The following is an 18,595-nucleotide window of genomic DNA, read 5'->3' as shown; positions in this document are numbered from 1 at the left end:
AAAGGACACCGTATGGAATCAATCACCCCCGTCTATTGGCGGCAGGGCGTACCTGTCGGGGTGACGCTCGACGCACTGGTTTATCGCTTGAATGCCACAGATGACATCGGCGCAATGCAAGAGCCGATGCGCGTGGCCGACATAGTGGCTGATGAGGAGATGTTGCACTTGGATGCAATTGTTGTGCCCATGGCAAAACTCACCCACAAAATGAACCAGATGCAAATGGCGATGGAGCGCAGCAGCCAGACGGTTAAGCCGATTGCCGTGCAAGTGTCAGAGCCATTCACTAAAAATGGCTCGGCCAATGTCGCTGTGGTATTTGAGTTGTCCGATGGGCAAACCATCACGGTGTATTTCCACGCCGCCGATGCCACATCCAAAACCCTGCAACCCCAAGACCCACTCATCAGTTGGGCGTGGAAGCTCAACAAAAAAGACGTGACGATTGTGGTTGCCCCTGAGCGTGGCAAAGACATTGCGGTCATGGATGTTGCCAAACGCATCATGCTTTTAGCGACCAAAAACAGTGCCAATTTTGCCCGTGCCAATGGCAAGCGCACTGACCGACTCAAAAACATTGAGACCCTTAAAAACCAAGTCGCACAAAAGCAGGCGCAACTGGCGGATTTGACGGCGCAGTGGGACAGTCAACAAGCCGCAGCCGTTACTGAACCTGCCGTTGACCTCAGCGCGAGTGAGCCTGTTAGCCCAGAGGCGGTTGCCAAGGCACAAGCGGCAGGATTCAAACCGTTCAATATGAGCCTATTAAGAATGCCTAGTGCCAAACAGCTCAAAGTGGATATGAGTGCACAAAAATACAGCGAAGGCTCGTTGTACACGTTTGAGGGGGGCTGGAGCAATGGGCATATTTTGGATTTCAGTATTCCCGCTGTGATCAGTGACCAACTCAAATACATTCAAAGCATCACCGATGTGTCGCACAAAAATATTATTCAGTCACGCCTTAAAACTCTGACCCAAACGAATGTGGATCGAGTCACCAACCCCGCCCGAGATTTGGCTGACGTTCCCGTCGTACCGACTGCCAGCGTGAGCGGCAAAGCTGCTGCTGTGGTTTTAACCAACCCAGCCGAAGGGGTGGCGGTGTCTGTGGCAGTGCCATACTTGGCCTACTTTGCCAAACAGTATAAGGGTGCACAGTTTTATGCGGCGAAGGACAACAGCACGCCGATTGCGGTCAAACACAACGGCCAACTGGTCGGTGTGCTCATGCGCTTGCAGGGCACTGACAATGAGGCCTTGCTGCGAAACGCCGTTGCCATCGCCAGCACAAAAAACAGCCCCGCAAAACAAAAACCCATGTTACCCGAGAAGCCGAGTTTGCCCGCTGACGAGGCCTATCCTTTCACGGGCAGTGAGGCCTTTAAAACCTTTATTGCTCGCTGGGTCGATCAGCCAACGGGTGCATTTGCCACTGCCAAAACTATTGACATGCATGCCAAAACCTATGGTGCACAGGTGAGCTGGGACTTGGTGGGGCAGGCGGATGCGGTGTATTTTGATGGGGTGATGGATCAGGCCGATCACACGGCAGTCAATCAGGCCTTGCTGCTGGCCTGCCATTACTTGGATGGTGTGACGTTAAGCTGTCGTGATGTTTCGCATGCTGAGGCGCAATTACAGATGGCGCTTGCCAATGTGACCCATAATTACCCGCTTCATCTGGCGGCAGGGCACATTGAACAAGCTGAATTGGATCAACATTGTGCCCGCTCGTTTGAGCACGCGCTGGCGGTATTGGCGGCTCAACCTCAAGAGCATGGTTCAGACTTGTTTGGCGGTCAGGGGTTTTCAAGCCAATCTGACGAGTCAGACATCCCAAACATTGTCCCGATTTTGGATGCCGTTGAAACAGCCCCCAGTCCGAACGACACCACGCAAGTGGTCGGTACGGTGCGCCTGAACCACAGTGTGCTGGGTCGTGCCATCGTCAGTGCCGATGGCCGTGCGTTGATGTACACGGGTGAAACAGGCCGCACATCGGCCAACGGCAGTGATGCCCCCGTCTCGGCCAATCAAGCCACCACGCTGGTAGATGCGTTACTGGCACAACCCGCTCATCCGATTGAGCCGCCAGCCACACAACCCGAAGTCGAAGACCTGACCACGGTGAATGGCATTGCCCGTGCCATACAGATAGCCATCGCTCAAAAGACGCATGAGGTCGCCTTAAAGGATGTCAAAGATGGACGCTGGGGTGGTATCAGCATTGAAGAGTTAAATGAGCGGTTACGCACTCACATGGCTAAACCACCTTTGCAGGCCTACATTGACACGGCCACTGTCATCATCAACAAAGACGTGGACAAACTAATTGATCAGTTTGTGCACAACTACTATGGTACTTCTGAAAAAATCTTCACCCGCGCCACGGGAGTGCGCTTGGCTCGTTTGAGCAAAGACGCCAAGACCCGTGTCTTATACCAATGGTCGGGCATGAATGAGGATCAAGTGGCGCAACGCATGGCGAGCAACAAAGCCCAGCAAGAGGCTGCACTCAAGGCGCAAGAGGAGGCTGACAAAGCAAAAATCGCTGCCGCCAGACAGGCACAGATTGATGCGTTAGATGGCTTTGGGGCGCATTTGTCGCCCGCCTTGCTGTCCAAAGCCACACAAGCTCTCACCAAAAAGCTGCGCATTGAGGGCTCGGTCATGACCCATCAGGACTTCATTCGCCAGTATGTTGCCAAGGGCTATGTGATGAGTCGTGCAACACCTGAGCGATTTTTTCACAAAGACGGCACAGGCTATGCTGAAAAAAACATCGGCAAACTGGTGTTTGACTACGCGGAGTACATGATTTCCCAAAACCAAACAGGTGGCATGCCGACACCCGAAGCGCAATTCAAAGTAGGTGATTGGGTTGAGAACGGCAATGTGTCCGAAGCATTTGGCGGTGTGCGCCGCGTGCAGGTGGCGAGCGTGCGCTTTGATGAAACACAAAACCAGTTCATGTACACGATGCAAGGGCAGAGTGACGAAGAGGTTGCGCAGGCACACCTGACCTTGAGCAACAACCAGCAGACGCCAAGTCCTCCAGAGGATCACGAGGTGAGCGAGTTTTTAAATGGTGTGGTCAAGGGTGACATCGACGCGAGTACAGGGGCTGCACGTGAACGCTTGCGTGCGCTGGCACAAGTCATTCTTGCTGCTGATCCCCAATACGGCTTATTGAACAATGCGGTCAAAGCCACAGCGCAGCGTGTCAAGCAGAACGCGGCCAACGTTTTGAGTAAGGCGGCCTGATGTTTATTTCTCACACCATCTCACAAAACCCGTCTGGCATGGCACTGTATTTAGACCGCGTCAACGCACCCGTCAATCCGATGGCCTTGATGGATGCCATGGACGCGGTCAACCAATGGCTGGACACGCTGACCAAGGCCGCCGATAACCCCATCGACGCGCTCGATGCCATGGATGAATTGACCGAGGCGGTCACGGCATTGGATGAGCTGCTGGGCAATTCGGTTGACCAAACGCTTGCGACACACCCGCTGCCTCAAGGGGCGTTTGAGTACGATGGCGGTGACACCAAAGTCACACCCGCCCAACGGCAAAAGCGCAACAACGAGGCAGTCGCTTTGCTGCGTCAATTGCAAAGTGGTGCACTCCAGAAAGAAGAACTCACCGACGAGCAACGCTTGGCACTGTCGTTGTATTCGGGCAGTGGTGGTAACCTGTTGCGCGATGATGGTTTGTCTGGTTCGGCTTATGAGTATTACACACCCAAACCGATTGCACAGGGCATGTGGGACTTGCTCACAGTCAGTGGTTTTGCGGGTGGCTCTGTGCTTGACCCTTGCGCGGGCACGGGGATTTTTAGTGCCACAGCACCCAGTCATGCGCTGATTCATTCTGTTGAATTAGATGAGGTATCGGGCGGCATTAACAAAGCCTTGTTTGATAGTCCAAACAACAAAGTCCATATCAGCAACTTTGAAACCATTGCCACCAACACCGACGACGGCCAATACGATGCCGTGATCACCAATGTGCCGTTTGGCGATACATTGGCGCGCGGCAAACACCGATTTGATGATCCGCGTTATCAAAATGAGGGATTAGAAAACTATTTCATTCTGCGCTCACTCGACAAACTCAAGCCCAACGGCTTGGCAGTGTTCATGTCGGGCACAGGCTTTATTTCGGGTAAGTCGCGTGACAAAACCCGCCTATCAGCCTCACTCAAAGCCGAATTCATGGGGGCGTATCGTTTGCCCAATAAATTGTTCGAGAGTGCGGGCGCGGATGTGGTTACCGATGTCATGGTGTTTAAAAAGCACAGTGCGGATGCGGCCCTCAAAATAGATGAGCTCATGAATGGCAATCCCGATGCCTTGCGCCAAGCCAACGTGTTGTGGGCTGAGTTCATCGACGGTCAATACTTCAGACAAACGGGCAAGTCACATGTGTTGGGGCACACCCAGACAGGCAAGAATCGGTTTGGTAAAGAGGTCGAGCGCGTCATCAATGACGACTCGGTGGTCAACATCGCACAACTCATGCGCAAGCTCGGTGGTTCACGGATTGACTGGGACGCACTGGACATGGAGGAAGGCGTGCCGATTGAATACAGCGACGGTGATGTGTTGAGCTTTGGTGGTCAAACCATGCAATACCAAAATGGGGCATTCAGCCCTGTCACCGACAGCGAGACCCAAGCCCAGCGTACGGCGTTGTTTGACAAAGCACGCGGCCACAGATCAGCCATTACGGTGATTGAAGATGATTTACCGTTCGCCCCGATGCGTGATGCGTGGCTGGCGGCCAAGCGCATTGCCAATTATGAGGACATTCACACATGGGTGCGCCCGCTCATGCGCTATTTGGAACACAACGAGCTTTTGCAGGATCAGCAGACATGGCGAGCCTTGGTCACGGCCATGGCGTTTCATGACATCAAAGAGCGTCATGCGGGACAAGCGGGGGTGGACTATCTGACCCGATACCCCAAGGTGTCGAATCAGATTCGCACCTATTGCCGCAAAAAGCCCGAGTTACCGAACAACTTACCCAAATTCGTCAAGGAGTCGGTCAAGTCCATGTGCGGTAACTTTGTTTATGACAAAAAGACCCAAGCCTTCTCGTTGTTCTGGCAGGGCGAGGTCGGCGCGATGGCTGCCAAGAACCTCACCGAGTTACAACGCTACGAGGCGATCTTGTACCGCGATTCAACCAACCGTGGCGAGGCGATGAGTGTGCCATTGGATGAATTCATGGCTGAATTGCCAGAGGTGAACGTCTACACAGATAAGGGCTGGTGCTTGACCAATGACGGCACTCGGGTCATGGCGGCCAATGATTATTACCATGGAGCTTATGATGGCTTGAAACAACATTTGGCATTGGGCATTGAACGCTGCACGGACGATAAACTCAAAGCCAAACTATTGGCACAATCCTTAGAGGCAGATACCCGTGTTGATCGGGTCAATGTCAAGGCCATGACCTTTGACTTGTTGTCGAGCTTTGTCAAAGACAGCACCAAATTGGAGTTTTTGAAAAGTTATGTGCATTCGAGCTTTACGTTCAATGATGGTAAGTTTGCTTGTAAGGGTGCGCCAAAAAGTGAGCAAGGGCGCAATATGCGCCGCTTGGCCAATTACCTCAATACCGAGGGCAGTTTCACGACCAGTGGTGACAAAGACGATGTGGAGCTGGAGGCGGAACGGCTCAAACGCCTGAAAGAATCGGTCAAGATTTCCAACCTGCAATTTGATGCCTACGTTAAATCCAACAAGTTTGTTTTGCAGGAAGTCGAAGGCGCACTCAACGCCGATGAAGCCCTATCGTTTGTCACTGCTGAGGACGTTGATCCATTGGATATTGCCAACGTCAACCCTGCTTTTGAGCCACACCCTTACCAAAACGCCTTCATTCGTAGTCAGGCTCGCCACATGGGTGGCATCTGCGGATTTGATGTGGGATTGGGTAAGACCGCCACGGGCTTATTGACCGTGCAGCATTTGCAGAACATCGGTGTCAAACAAAAAACCATGTTCATTGTGCCCAACACCACACTCACCAATTGGCGCAAGGAAGCGGCGAGTATTTACGCCGATCTGGATGACTGCTTGTTTATTGGTTTGACGCAAAAAGACGATGGCACCAGTGAGGTCAAGGCCAGCAATTTTGGTAAAGATTTGAACCGCATTTTAGAAAACCAACATTCTAAAATCTTTCTGACTATTGAAGCCTTTGAAAAAATCCCACTCACCAGCAACACCTTAACCAGTTATGGCAGTTTCTTGAGTGTTCAAGAGCCGTATTTTGATGCGCAAGCCAGTAAATCCAAAGATGTTGAAGCGGGCAATGCCCGCTTGGGTGCTTTGGAGCGGGAACTGACGAGTAAAATGGACTTATCCGTCCCTTATTTAGAAAACATGGGCGTGGACTCTTTGGTCATGGATGAGGCACACGTTTATAAAAACTCCAAACAGTCCAAGGGAGCGCGAGGGGTGGCGTGGTTGTCGATTTCCAATGCGTCGGCGCGTGGTCTCAATGCTCAGGCCAAGGCATGGTACATCCGTGACCGCAACAAGCCCAAAGAGGACGGTGTGCTGGCTCTGTCGGCCACGCCCATCACCAACAGCCCATTGGAGATTTACTCGATGCTCTCACTCGCCATGGGTGAGAAGGAGCTCGCCAAATCGTTGGCGGGTTGTAAGGGGGCTGACGACTTCATTAAAGACTTTTGTGATGTCGATTTTCGTCTGCTGCCCAGTGTGACAGGTGAAGAACGAGAAGCCAAGGTATTTGCGGGCATCAAAAATGTGGCGTTGCTGCGCAAAATCTTCAAGTCGGTGGCAACCATCAAGACGGCACAGGATGTGGACTTTCTGAAACTGCCTGAAGGGGTGGACATCCCAACCGATGTGGCTCTCACATCCGAGACCAATCAGACCATTGCGCAACTCAAACGCGGTTACACCTTGGCAAGGGAGTTGCAGGACAGTGCCAACATGGTGGGGGCAGATGATCCCCGACGTCAGGAATTGAACAGCTTGCTCGCACCAGGTGAGACGGCTGAATTGCTGGCACACCCGTTCAACTTCATCAACAAAGTGTCTAAAGCCATTTTGGATGTCGAGCTGTACCAGCAGGCGACGATTTACCGCACCAAAGCCAATCAAGCCGATCTGGCACACAAGGTGGTGGATGCCTTTAATGCCAAAGCCTTTAAAGAGGAACGCGAACGCCCAAGCCATTACACAACATCAGAGGCCATTCTCAAAAGTGCAGTCAATCAAGACAGCGACACGGGTGAAGTCAAAACCACCCTGACGGTACAAGTGATGGCAACCTTCAAAGGCAATGGCAAAGGTGGCACGATCACGATTGATACAGAGTCGTTCAAAACGCAATCAAGGTTCATCGAAATAGCCGATAAGTTGGGCCTGAGTTTGGATGTGACGATTCCCCCCAAAATCGCCGCACTACTTGAGAATGTCAAAGCCGAGCGTGCCAATCCCAAAGCCAAAAACGGTAAATGCAAACAGATCATTTTCTGTGATGCCTTGGGTTTGCACCACAAAATCAAATACGCTCTGATCAATCAGGCGGGTATTCCCGCCAACAAGATCAGCATCATCAATGCTGAGGCGATTTCGGATGCGGGGCAGTTGCAAGACATTCAAGATGGCTTTAATGGCGATGGAGATGACAATCGTTTTGAGGTCATCATTGCCAACAAGAAAGCCGAAGTGGGCATCAACCTGCAAAAGGGCACGCAAGCCATTCACCACTTAACCGTGGGTTGGACACCTGACAGTTTGCAGCAGCGCAATGGCCGAGGTGTGCGCCAAGGCAATTACGTCGAAATGGTGCGCGTGTACCACTACGATGCCAATGGCACGTTTGACAGTTACAAGCGCACGCTGGTCAACAGCAAACGCGATTGGATCAACGAGCTGGTCAATGGGGATGGTGAGCGTGTCACGATTGAGTCGGGCATGAGCAAAGAAGATCAGGAATTGCTCGCTTCAATGGTTGGTGATGCGGATGCCTTGGCTCGTGCGGTGGAGACCATCGCTGCACGCAATAAAAGCCGTGAGCAGCGCACCGCCAGAGAAACGTTGTTTTCGAGTATCAAAGTGATTGAAGTGCAACAAAAGGCTTTTGATAAATTGTCAGACTTTGCCGCGTGGTGCATTCCCAACTTTGAGGAAACCTACAAGCGGTATTTCAGCGTCAAAAAGGCTGAGGAGCGTTTGGCCACATTCAATAAGAAATATGGCGATGCCGCCGAGTTGACCGAACAAGAGCAATATGAGAAAGACCGTCATACCGCTTGGCTGACGCGTTGTCGTGAGTTGTATCAAAAACGCAGTGCTGTTTTAGCACCGAGCATTGGCGATTTTGAAGCATGGCTCAGTGCTCATACGCAACCATCGTACACGCAGGCAGTGCCCAAATACAATCCGATCGAACCCTATGTCAGAGCCTATTTCAGGCAATTGGACAGCGCAGATTGCGAAAAAATGCCGTTGTATGCTGATTGGCAGGAGGAGCTCGACACGATGGGGGCGATGATTGTTGATATGCAAAATAAAGCCATTGAGTTGGAAGCCAAAGGAGGGCTTGAAGCGGGAACGTTAGACAAAGTCAAGGAGGGCCTGTCTTTAGCGGTCAATGGTGAGGTGGTTGGCAAAGGTGATTTTGTGGTCATGGATGATAAAGTTCTGTTGATCCAAAGTGATTTTAAGAAGAGTCTCTATTCGGGACACAACGCCTATGTTGTGGTGGTGAGTCGTGAGCCTGTGATTGCTCATTCTGGGGATGAGACCCCGTACCTACGCAGTCAAACCCTTGATGCTGAAAACGTCATTTACCATGGCAAGCCGATCATCAAAGGCTCGCAAGAACACCACGAATGGCTCAGTGTCTTAGCCAAACGGGATGAGGCCTATTTGGATGCCAACCATTGGTCTGTATCGGTGATGAATGATGATGGCCGTTATTACCATCAAATTCTCCCCGAGTTATTGAGCCTGATGTCGCGTCAACCGATTGGTACGGTTGATGGTGATAGAGCCCGTATGACGGGGGTTGATGATTCACCGTACTTTTTACCAGAGCTGGCGGCTAAGGCGCAAACAGATCTTATGCAGGCGATAGTTAAATGCCATGCCGAGCGTGGTTTTACTTATGCTGATGGTAAAATCGTCGCTTCATCTGAGGCGGTTGGCATCACGTCGGCGTATCCGCAAGACAAAGATCGCCAAGGCAGTGTGGTACTGTTTGCGCTACAGCATGCCAAACCCATCACACCAATGGACTTGTGTGTGGTTAAGGGGGAGGCACTGAATCACGAGGCGGTTGTTGATGATGCCCGTAACTGGTTGGACACACTTCTGGGATGTAAGCTGGTCAGCGTTGAAGGGGCATTGGCGTTTTATGAGCAGCAAAAGGCTCATGCACCAGATGTCAATTTATACCACGTGTTCAATCAATATATGGTGGAGACCTTGGTGCAGGCGCGATTGATGGGTGCTGACTTTAATCAAGACTGGTTTGTATTGAACGTAGAAAATTCGATGTCGTATTACGGCAGTTATTCTGTGCTGGCGCGTGGGTTTGAGAGCCAAATTGAAGCACAACAAGCGGCAGAGCAAGCCGAACGAGATGCTGCACAGTCAGAGCAGGCAGCGGAACCAGCGACACAGGGCACCCAAAATCCACAGCCTGTTTCTGAGGAACTGACAGCAGAGCCAGACGATTCAACAGCGTTACCACCAAGCGGTTATGTTGCGATTGTCGGCCAAACCTACCCGATGCGCGTGCGCATCAAAGCGGTGGCGGCAGATGCCAACGAGCCGATTGAGTTTTTTGATTTGGACAAAAAAGCCTTACGCCGTAAGCCGATTGCCAGTCAGCAATTGCCTTCGAGATTGCCGAACAGTCAGATTGAGCATTTACTGGCTGGTAAAGTCGCGTGGCTCACCACACAAAAGGTATTTGATGCATTGCTGGCGCAGTACCCCAACGAATGCAAACAGTACAACATCATGGCCAAGCTGATTTAACGACAGCGGCATTAAACACAGGACACCGTTATGGAATTTATCGAATTCAGACCGAACAGCCCCCACTTCATTGAGTTGTACGACAATGAAAAGAACCAGTACAGCGCCAAGAACCCCGATAAAAATCTGGAAGAGGATGTTTTTACGGTGGTGTATGGCTATATCCAACGTCGGCCTGATGCGTTTTTATCATTGGGCATGTACTGGTGGGCGGTCAAAGACATTTTACAAAAGCGTGGTTTTGAGCTGGCGGGGTATGTTGAATCACCTGCTTTGGTGGATTTGTATTCAGTCAAAAACCCTGATGGCAGTATTCATCCACAGGCAACCATGGTGGCAGCGTTTGGGTTTCGAGACTGGTATTTTGAGCATTACTTTGAGGGCAATCGGGATTTTGTGATTAATGATGACACAGGCGATGTGTACACACTAACCGATGATGAGTTTGAGTCGAATTGGCGTGGATGACTGGAGAAAGGGGGGGCTTGCCAATAGGAATGATGTGCTCTAAAATGGCGTCAGGCTTTGAGCATAAGCCTGATGCCCACCATTGCAAAACTGTTGACAGCACTGCTCTTTGTTTTAGGTTTGATCATATTTTTCAGGGTCAAGCGTGGTTGGTGGGTAACGCGTTCGATTAATCTGGAGAAACCAATGGTCAATCAATCGATTCGCCCGTCCACCATCGTGGGCATCAAACGTCTAGCCACCCAATACCAAAAGCAACAAACTACCAACGGGAATGTACTATCACGCTCTGCTGCGCTTAACTTGGCAGCGCAAGTCGCTGGGTTTGAGAATTTTCGGCATGCACAAAACCAACTGAAACGCTTAACCAGTCAAACTCAAGCAGAGTATCCAATCCATCTGACCGCGTATTGGCAAGAGCGGCAGGGTCAACAGATTGGAAAAGAGCGACTAAGCATTTCATTACATAAACCGTTGAACGAGCTGTTAAAGCCAGCGGACTTGAAAAAACTCAGTGAGTTACATCGCTACGAGCAGGTCAATACAGACCATTTACAGCGGTCTGACTATTGCAGAAATCAAAGTATGGCACGTTCCTCTGTTTGTACCGCCGCGCGAATACTGCAATTTATTGCAGCGACAGGTTTACGTCCATCAACAGGTTACAGCAAGGCATATCCGATTAAAAAAGGCGAGATTCAAGTGGTACCAGGTCAAGATCATGTGAGTATTTGGTTGGATGGCAACAAGCGGTACTTAATTGTTGATGAACCCTATGGTGATATCCAACAGAATCGCTTCACGGCGCGAGAGGCGTGGTGTCGCACTCATGGTTATCAAGAAGCCAAACCTGATTGGTTGGGAATGCACAACCCATTTGGAGGCACAGAGCTGTATTTATTATCTCATAACGAAAGAGGTGTGCCGTTAGATCCGATACTCACAGCCTTGGCTCAAATAAGGCATTCTCCATCAGAGCAAAATTGGCAAGGTGAATCATCTGTGAGGTGAGCGTAGTTATTCATCTCAAATGTCTGCATTGTGTTATGCTATTTTCTCATTCACAGCAGTACCTCAGAGCCCTTCGCGCCTTTTGGCCGAGGGGCTTGTTTTTGCTTTGGAAAATTCCACCTGTCGCAAAAATCCTCAATGCCACAATACCCCTTTCATTTTGGGGTGGGTATGGCCGCACGAACGGGTACACGGATTGAGGCGATCAACCGCAGTTTATCGAACACATGGCGCAAATGGTTTGGTAGGAGCAACCAAACCCAAGCCACAACAGAATTTGCCACTCCCATCCCCGAAGACGATGTTTTAACCGCAGGCATCAGCACCCGTGCGTTGATGGTGGGCGGCAAGCATGGTGTGCGTTCACGCCAAGAGATTTACGCGGCTTGGGGCTTGATGGAACGAGACCCCATGATTGCCCGTGCCCTTGACTTACATGTCACAGCCGCCTTGGGCGGCCATGAAACCAACGGCAACCTCATTTTTATCGAAAAAAGTGGCTCGGCGACAGACCAAGACGATGCCATTGTGCAAGAGTTGAACGATGACTTGGCTGTCATGTTCAACAAAATCGTTAAATCGGTCGCATTCAGGGGCTTGGCTTTTGGTGATTCGTATGTGCGCCTGTATCTCAAAGACAAGCAAGGCGTGATTGCCATCAACGATGATGAAATGCTCTACCCACCTTTGGTATTACCCTATGAGAAGGGAGGTAAAACCATTGGCTACATTGTCTCCAATGGCGACGGTAAATCACTTGGGCGCATGACCACCGATCAGGTGGCACGGTTTGAGCTGCCGCGTACCTCATGGACCACACAAAGTGAAGTGACCTTTAAAGCCCAACGCGCCAATATCTTAGAAGACGAATACGATCAATTGCCTGTCTTGCCCTCGATGGTGGGCGGCTCACTGCTCGACTTGTGCGAAGAATACTTTTTCAATTTTTACACGGCTCTGGCGGGGGTGGTCGGTCAACGCTGGGTCGATTCGATTGACGAGGCGATCATTGGCTACACCCTCAAAGGCGGCTCAGACGAGCAACACAAACGCTTTAAACAAAACCTTGTTGACATGTTCACCGCCTCTAAAAACTTGGCCAAGCAGGCCATGACGGGCAAACCCATGTTGGAGCGGGTGCGTCACATCATCCCCCAGACAGAAGACAAGCAAGTCACGCTCATCGGTGACGGACTCGGTTCAAAACGCACAGGTTCGATCACCATTGACGATGTCATGATGCACGCTCGCTTGATGTCGGGTGCACTCGGGGTGGATTTGGCAATGCTGGGGTTTTCGGATCAGTTGAGCGGTGGCTTGGGTGATGGGGGCTTTTTTAGAGTCAGCGTGCAAATTGCCGAAGGCAGCCGCATCATTCGCGCCGCTTTGACTGAATTCTTCAACACCATCATCGACACCCATCTGCGTGTCAAACACCAAAAAGCCTTTAAAGATGGCAAACGCCCGTACACCATCAGCTTTTACGGCTCACTGTCGGCCTATGAAGCTGAAAAGCAAACCACCAAGGCCAATGCGATCAATGGCGCAGGTTTAATGGTGCAAACCTTGGCACAGGCCAAAGAACTCATCAGCGATGAGGCTGCCATGACGCTGTTTCTCACCAAGCAGATGCTGCTCGATGAGGATGAGGCACTTACGTATGCCAAAGCCATGCTCAAAACCCCAGCCGAATCAGCCCCCGCTCAAGAGGGCTCACCATGAGTATTTTTGACGAAGTCATGAACGACTTAGGGCTCGGCTCGGTGCTGGGTGGCGCATTGGGCGAAACGCTGGGCGGCTATGTGGCGGGTCAAATCGCGCAACGCATCCCCATGAGCCAATTGCCGATGGTGCGGCACGGAGCACGTGCGATCAATGATTTGTTGCATGGAGACATTGCAGGGGCACTCAATGAGGCCGTTAATGCGGGGGTGCTTAATCGCCTGTTTGACCATGCGGGTATTGCCGTCGGTGAATACGACCGTTTCAACAGCAAAACCGAATACCTCGCTTACAAGTCCCTGTTTGAGCATGAACAACTGCTCGATGCCCACATCAATCTGCGGCTGGGTAAAAAGAACCTGTTTTTGATTGAGTTTTCGGATGAGGCAAGTAGCTTGGCTGCCAGCGGGTTGATGGGTGGCGTGGGTGGTATGGCTAATACTGCTCTGAATGTTGGCCTCGGTTACTTATTGGGCAATCAGCCAACCAGTAGCCCTGCCACGGGTACAGGTCTGACCTCGGTGTTCAACTTGTTGGCTGCTGATGTGAGCTACAGCGCGATCGGCATTGAGGGGGACAAGGTCAAGCTGGGTAGTAGTGTTGCGGATCGAATCACGGGCGCAACCGCGACCGAGGTACGCGTGACCACCTTCGATGATGAAAACGGCACCATCAAACGCTGGTTCAAGGCCAAAGCCAGCCAAGCGGCACACAGTGATGGCACGGTCGGCGTGATGAGTGACTACTTGCTGCGTATGCGGATTTTGCATTCGTTTGCCGATGATGAGTCCAATCAAGGTGGTTTTGAAGAAACCTTATTGTTGCGCCCGAATACCATCGAGCATGAGTTGTCACGACGTGAGCAAGCTGTCAGTGAGTTCACCATGACCTTCACCCAAATTGACACTTTTATGGAATAACGATGCTGGCACATGACTCCACCGGTTTTTTAACGGGTACACGTATTGATGGTTCAGATGTGGATCGAACACTCACCGCCATTCACAGTGACACCAGTGCCATACGGCGGTTATTGACGCAGCGGTATGGTCAAGCGGCCACTGCACACGTTCAACGCAACCAGAGACCTGCCGCAAACGGCGTGTTTGGTCAGGCGCACCATGCGCTGATGCCCTCACGCACAACGCCCAAAAGGGTGGCATCAACTCATCAAAATGCGACGTCACAACTCACGCCTCAACCCACCGCGATACAACAAACGATAACCACTGAGGTGCGACGAACACCAGTCAGAGTCAACAAAAACAGCACAGCATCAACACAAAATGGTGAGCAAGTGCACGTTAATAAATCACAGGAGGTGTCGAGTGTAAAACCTTCACCGCCCACGCGAGACAAGCAAGGCCGTTTTATGGCTCAAGGCAACCTGAGCAACAGCGATAGTACCGCCTATGACAAGTCGCAACGCCTCATGACGGAAATGGCCGCAGACATCAAAAGTATGGGCAGCAGTCTCATGCAAGACAATGACGAGCTTGATCCCATGATTGCTGGTTTGAGCGAGGTGGGGCAGTTTTTGGGGGCAGGTAAAGAAGCACTCACGCCTTTGGGGCGAGGCATGGCAAAGGTGTTTGCCAAACAAGAGCGCATGCAAGCGGGCTGGCTCAATCGGATTTGGCAAGCACTGACCAAAAGCCAGACAACGCAAAGTGAGTTTTCAAAAGCAGAGCTCAAACACCTCAAAGCCATTGAAAACAAACCTGTGGCTCATGCGGCTAATACTGGCTTGTTGTCTGGATTGCCTAGCTTGTCAGGTATGGGTGGGCTTGCCAGTGGTGGCCTTAAACTATTCTCCAAAATTCCACGCATCGGCAAAATCGCCGCACTGGCTGGGTTGGCCTTTGGCGCATTCTCAAACGACAGTGAGGCCGATGAGATAGACAAACCCATCAACAAAACCAAAAAAACGACGGGTTTGATTGGCGGACTGGCTGGCGGCGCAGGTGGTTTGTGGGCAGGAGCTGCTGCGGGTGCGGCGATTGGCTCTGTTATTCCCGTGATTGGTACGGCCATCGGTGCGATTGTGGGCGGTGCGGCGGGTTACTTTGCGGGTGACTCAGCGGGCGAGTTGATTGGTCACTGGTTGGCGGATGTCAACTGGCGTGATGTGGGTGACAATGTGTCCAGCACTTGGCAGAACGCCACATCCAACATGAGCAAAGTCTGGGACAGCGCGGTGGCAAGTTTGACGAGGGCGTTTGGTGACTGGTTCAAACAGGCGGGGCAGGTGTTCAGCCAAATGGGTGCACAGGCCAATGACTCTTTAAAGCAACTCACTGGGGTGGATGTCAAGGGCATGGCCTCAACGGCGAGCTCATTTTTGGGAGGTTTGGTGGGTCAGGCCAAACAAGGCTATTTGGGCATGACGGGGCAAATTGGCAGTCAAATAAGCGGTACACGGTCAGCGGTCGGTGGCGTTAAAGATTACGGCGAATTTTTGGCGAGCAATTTGAACGGGTACAGCACGGAGGAGACCCGTGCCTTCATGAACCGCATGATTCACAAAGAGAATCGGGGTGGTCAACTTGACTTACAGAACAAGTGGGGCTATACGGGCTTGTATCAGTTTGGCGCATCGGCTTTGGCACAAACGGGCATGATTGATCGGCGCAAGTTTGATACCGCCGTTCTTCAAAACAAAGGCATTGCCAATGGCAGTGACATCAAAGCGCATAAAGCCTTTTTGGCTGACCCGAGCAATTGGACTGTTGCGGGTGGCTTATCAGCTTACCGAAACAGCAAGGCCTTACAAGATGAGTCGATGCGTCGTTTGATTGAGTCGAACATCAAGACAGGCCAAAAATACCACAAGGGCAACAAAGCGGCAGCTTTGGGTTATGCGGCAGCGGCGCACATTGGCGGGGCGGGTCGTGCCAACAAATGGTACGGCCAAGGGATTGACAGCGTGGATGGCAATAAAACCAAGACTTCGAGCTATGCGGCATGGGGTGAGGCGGCGTTGCAGGGTGTGTACCGAGAACAACCACTGACTCAAGCAACCCCAAATACAGCCAATCGTTCAAACCCAGCCACGAGCAACGGCGAAGTAGTCAGCAAGGGCTTTGCATTCACGCAAGCCAATAATGGTATTGGCTACAGTGCGGCGAGTCATGGCTCACTGGCGGCAGGTCAAGTGGATTGCTCGCAATGGGTGTATGAGTTACAAACGGCTGTGGTGAGCGATATGAATCGCGCGCTGGGTACACGGTTTGACCCCAAGCTGCTGAAAAAAGCCAGCACTGCGGCAGGACAAATTCAAGCGGTACAAAAAGCCACGGGGCAGATGTGGGCAAATAGAGAAATCAACGAAACCTTGCTCAAAGAAGGCATGTTGCTCGGTACGTCGAATGGTAAGAAAAATCAACGCTTCAACGACATTGATCACATTGCGCAAGTAACCATTGATGCAGTGGGCAAGCGTTGGATCAGTGAAAGCCATGGTGGTAAGAATGATGGTGTGCACCAGTATGCTGCCGATAAATGGCTTGCCCGTCAACGAAAGAAAGGCCGGGCGATGTATGCGGTTGACCCGTATCTGGAGGGTCGCCAACAACCAGCACACAAGGTACAAAGCCCCACGGTGACAGCGGGCGGTATCGGGGCGGCACTTGGTCAAACGTCAGGCAGCACCATCAACGCATCAGTGCCGACACAAGCCGCTATACCGAAAGCGAACATCAACGTGCCCAAAGACATTCATGAGTGGTTGGCGCAGTCGGGCAAAAAGGCCAGTAGCTTTGACAATGCCATGAAGCTCAATCAGAACAAGCCAGCACCCACTGCTGAACCTGCGTTTGAAATGCCGCTGACGCAAGATGTGTCGGATCGAGACATTGCCAGAATTGTGACAGGAGGGATTGGCGGGTTGGCTGCGAAAAACTAAGCCTCGAAAGATTCAGTTCACTTTTGAGGCAGTGCGCATTACATTTTAGTCTGTGGCTTTTTTTAGTTGGTCGATCAATTCGATCAGTAATTTCTTTTGTTGTTCAGATAAGACAGTGAAGCGTTCCAAGAGCATATACTCCAAATCAGTCAATTCGGGCTGGTCATCAACTGTATCGTAGCCTGTTCTCAACCAGTTGGTTGATACGTTCAGCCAATTAGCCAAAGTTTCTAAATTATAAATCTGAGGGAATGCTTGTCCTGTGAGCCATTTGTGCACGGCTTGATTGCTCACAGGCTTTTTGGTGTGGCGCAGGTTAAATTGAGTCGCCACATCGCTTGCCGTATGTATTTTTGGGGCGGCAGCAGCCAGAGCTGCTTTGAGCCGCTCACTGAATGCTTGCTTTTCTTGTTCGGTGTACATGGGCGAATTATCTAATCACAGCCCCATCGAAAGAAAACTAATAAATTGATTATTAAATAATTTAAAGTTTAATCAATTGAAATGTTGTGTTTTATTTGCGTATATCTTAAAAATGTACATGCTATAATGGACAAATACAGTTAAAATCAGACATTCAACATAAGCTTAATTTCTGCTCAACTCATATAGATGCGCCTTACTCGTACTGCTCGGTCTTTAATGGTAGCAGGCATTCTCACAATGCCTGCTTTTTTCGTGCGTGCTCAAACCGTACCCCAAGACATCCAAACAGACGAGTTGCGCCGCGCCCAAGATCGAGCCAAGCAAGTACAAGAACAGCAGCCACCGGCGCCTGATGTTCGTTTGGATGGAGAGCAGGCCAAAGACAAGCCTGTCACCATCACCTTGCCATTGACTGAATCGCCGAGCTTTCTCATCAAGCACATTGAGCTGGTTGGTGATTCTGCGCAGACGTTCGAGTTTGCATTGGATAAAGCCCTGAACCAAACGGGTTTGATGGCGATTGACACACAGTCAGGCGAGCGCATTATTGTCACGCAAGCGAATCATCGAGTGAAAGGTCAACCNATGACCGCTGCACAGAACGCTATTATTGACCGTGGTTACACCACCACACGCATTCTTGCGGAACCGCAAGACCTTAAAAGTGGCACTTTGCAGCTCACCGTCATTCCTGGTCGAGTACGCAACATCACGTTTGACCAAACGAACGCGGATAAGACCAATGTCACGCGTGCGCACAGCTTCAATGCGCTGCCGATTAAAGAGGGCGACATCCTCAATCTGCGTGACATCGAAATGGGTTTAGAAAACCTCAAACGCGTGCCCACAGTTGAAGCCGACATCAAAGTCGCACCGGCTGACAACCCCAACGAATCGGACCTCATCATCACTTGGGCACAGAAGTCCATCCCGTTTCGTGGCAACCTCACATTAGACGACACAGGTGCTCGCAGCACGGGCAAATATCAGGGTGGCGCGACGTTGTCCATCG

The 18,595-nt window shown here is 51.2% G+C and carries 9 protein-coding genes; 8 read left to right on the top strand and 1 reads right to left on the bottom strand.

What is annotated here, in order from left to right; genetic code table 11:
• Positions 1–12: 12 nt before the first annotated feature.
• From IE082_RS09650 to IE082_RS09620, 7 genes are all read left to right on the top strand, one after another.
• The gene (locus IE082_RS09650; protein ID WP_189493714.1) at positions 13–3,270 is read left to right on the top strand and encodes a defense against restriction DarA-related protein; all 3,258 of its coding nucleotides are present in this window, start codon (positions 13–15) and stop codon (positions 3,268–3,270) included.
• Positions 3,270–10,052 carry a helicase-like domain-containing protein gene (locus IE082_RS09645; protein WP_189493713.1) on the top strand — a complete coding sequence of 2,261 codons (6,783 nt, stop codon included), beginning with the start codon at positions 3,270–3,272 and terminating at the stop codon, positions 10,050–10,052. Before IE082_RS09650 ends, IE082_RS09645 begins: the two co-directional genes overlap by 1 nt.
• Before the next feature lie 30 nt (positions 10,053–10,082).
• Complete coding sequence (locus tag IE082_RS09640) at positions 10,083–10,520, top strand: hypothetical protein (RefSeq protein WP_189493712.1); 438 nt, start codon at positions 10,083–10,085, stop codon at positions 10,518–10,520.
• Between the two features lie 186 nt (positions 10,521–10,706).
• A complete protein-coding gene (locus tag IE082_RS09635) occupies positions 10,707–11,531 on the top strand; it encodes a hypothetical protein (protein WP_189493711.1) in 825 nt (274 codons plus the stop codon).
• A 138-nt stretch (positions 11,532–11,669) separates the two neighbouring features.
• Positions 11,670–13,253 (top strand): hypothetical protein, encoded by a 1,584-nt coding sequence (locus IE082_RS09630; RefSeq protein ID WP_189493710.1) that lies wholly within the window; start codon positions 11,670–11,672, stop codon positions 13,251–13,253.
• Positions 13,250–14,173 (top strand): hypothetical protein, encoded by a 924-nt coding sequence (locus IE082_RS09625; protein ID WP_189493709.1) that lies wholly within the window; start codon positions 13,250–13,252, stop codon positions 14,171–14,173. Before IE082_RS09630 ends, IE082_RS09625 begins: the two co-directional genes overlap by 4 nt.
• Before the next feature lie 2 nt (positions 14,174–14,175).
• Positions 14,176–17,157, top strand: a complete 2,982-nt coding sequence (locus tag IE082_RS09620) for a hypothetical protein (RefSeq protein WP_189493708.1) — start codon at positions 14,176–14,178, stop codon at positions 17,155–17,157.
• A gap of 45 nt (positions 17,158–17,202) precedes the next feature.
• On the opposite strand, the gene IE082_RS09615 is transcribed toward IE082_RS09620, so the two are convergent.
• Positions 17,203–17,580, bottom strand: coding sequence for a transcriptional regulator (locus tag IE082_RS09615; protein WP_189493707.1), 378 nt, complete (start codon positions 17,578–17,580; stop codon positions 17,203–17,205).
• A gap of 189 nt (positions 17,581–17,769) precedes the next feature.
• On the opposite strand from IE082_RS09615, the gene IE082_RS09610 reads away from it, so the two are divergent.
• On the top strand, positions 17,770–18,595 hold an 826-nt coding region (locus IE082_RS09610; protein ID WP_444542696.1), incomplete at its 3' end, for a POTRA domain-containing protein.

Origin of the sequence: Formosimonas limnophila (assembly GCF_014652675.1) — a bacterium.
Classification (GTDB): domain Bacteria; phylum Pseudomonadota; class Gammaproteobacteria; order Burkholderiales; family Burkholderiaceae; genus Hydromonas; species Hydromonas limnophila.
The sequence above is the reverse complement of the archived record's forward strand: the minus strand, read 5'-3'. Positions and strand labels throughout refer to the sequence as shown.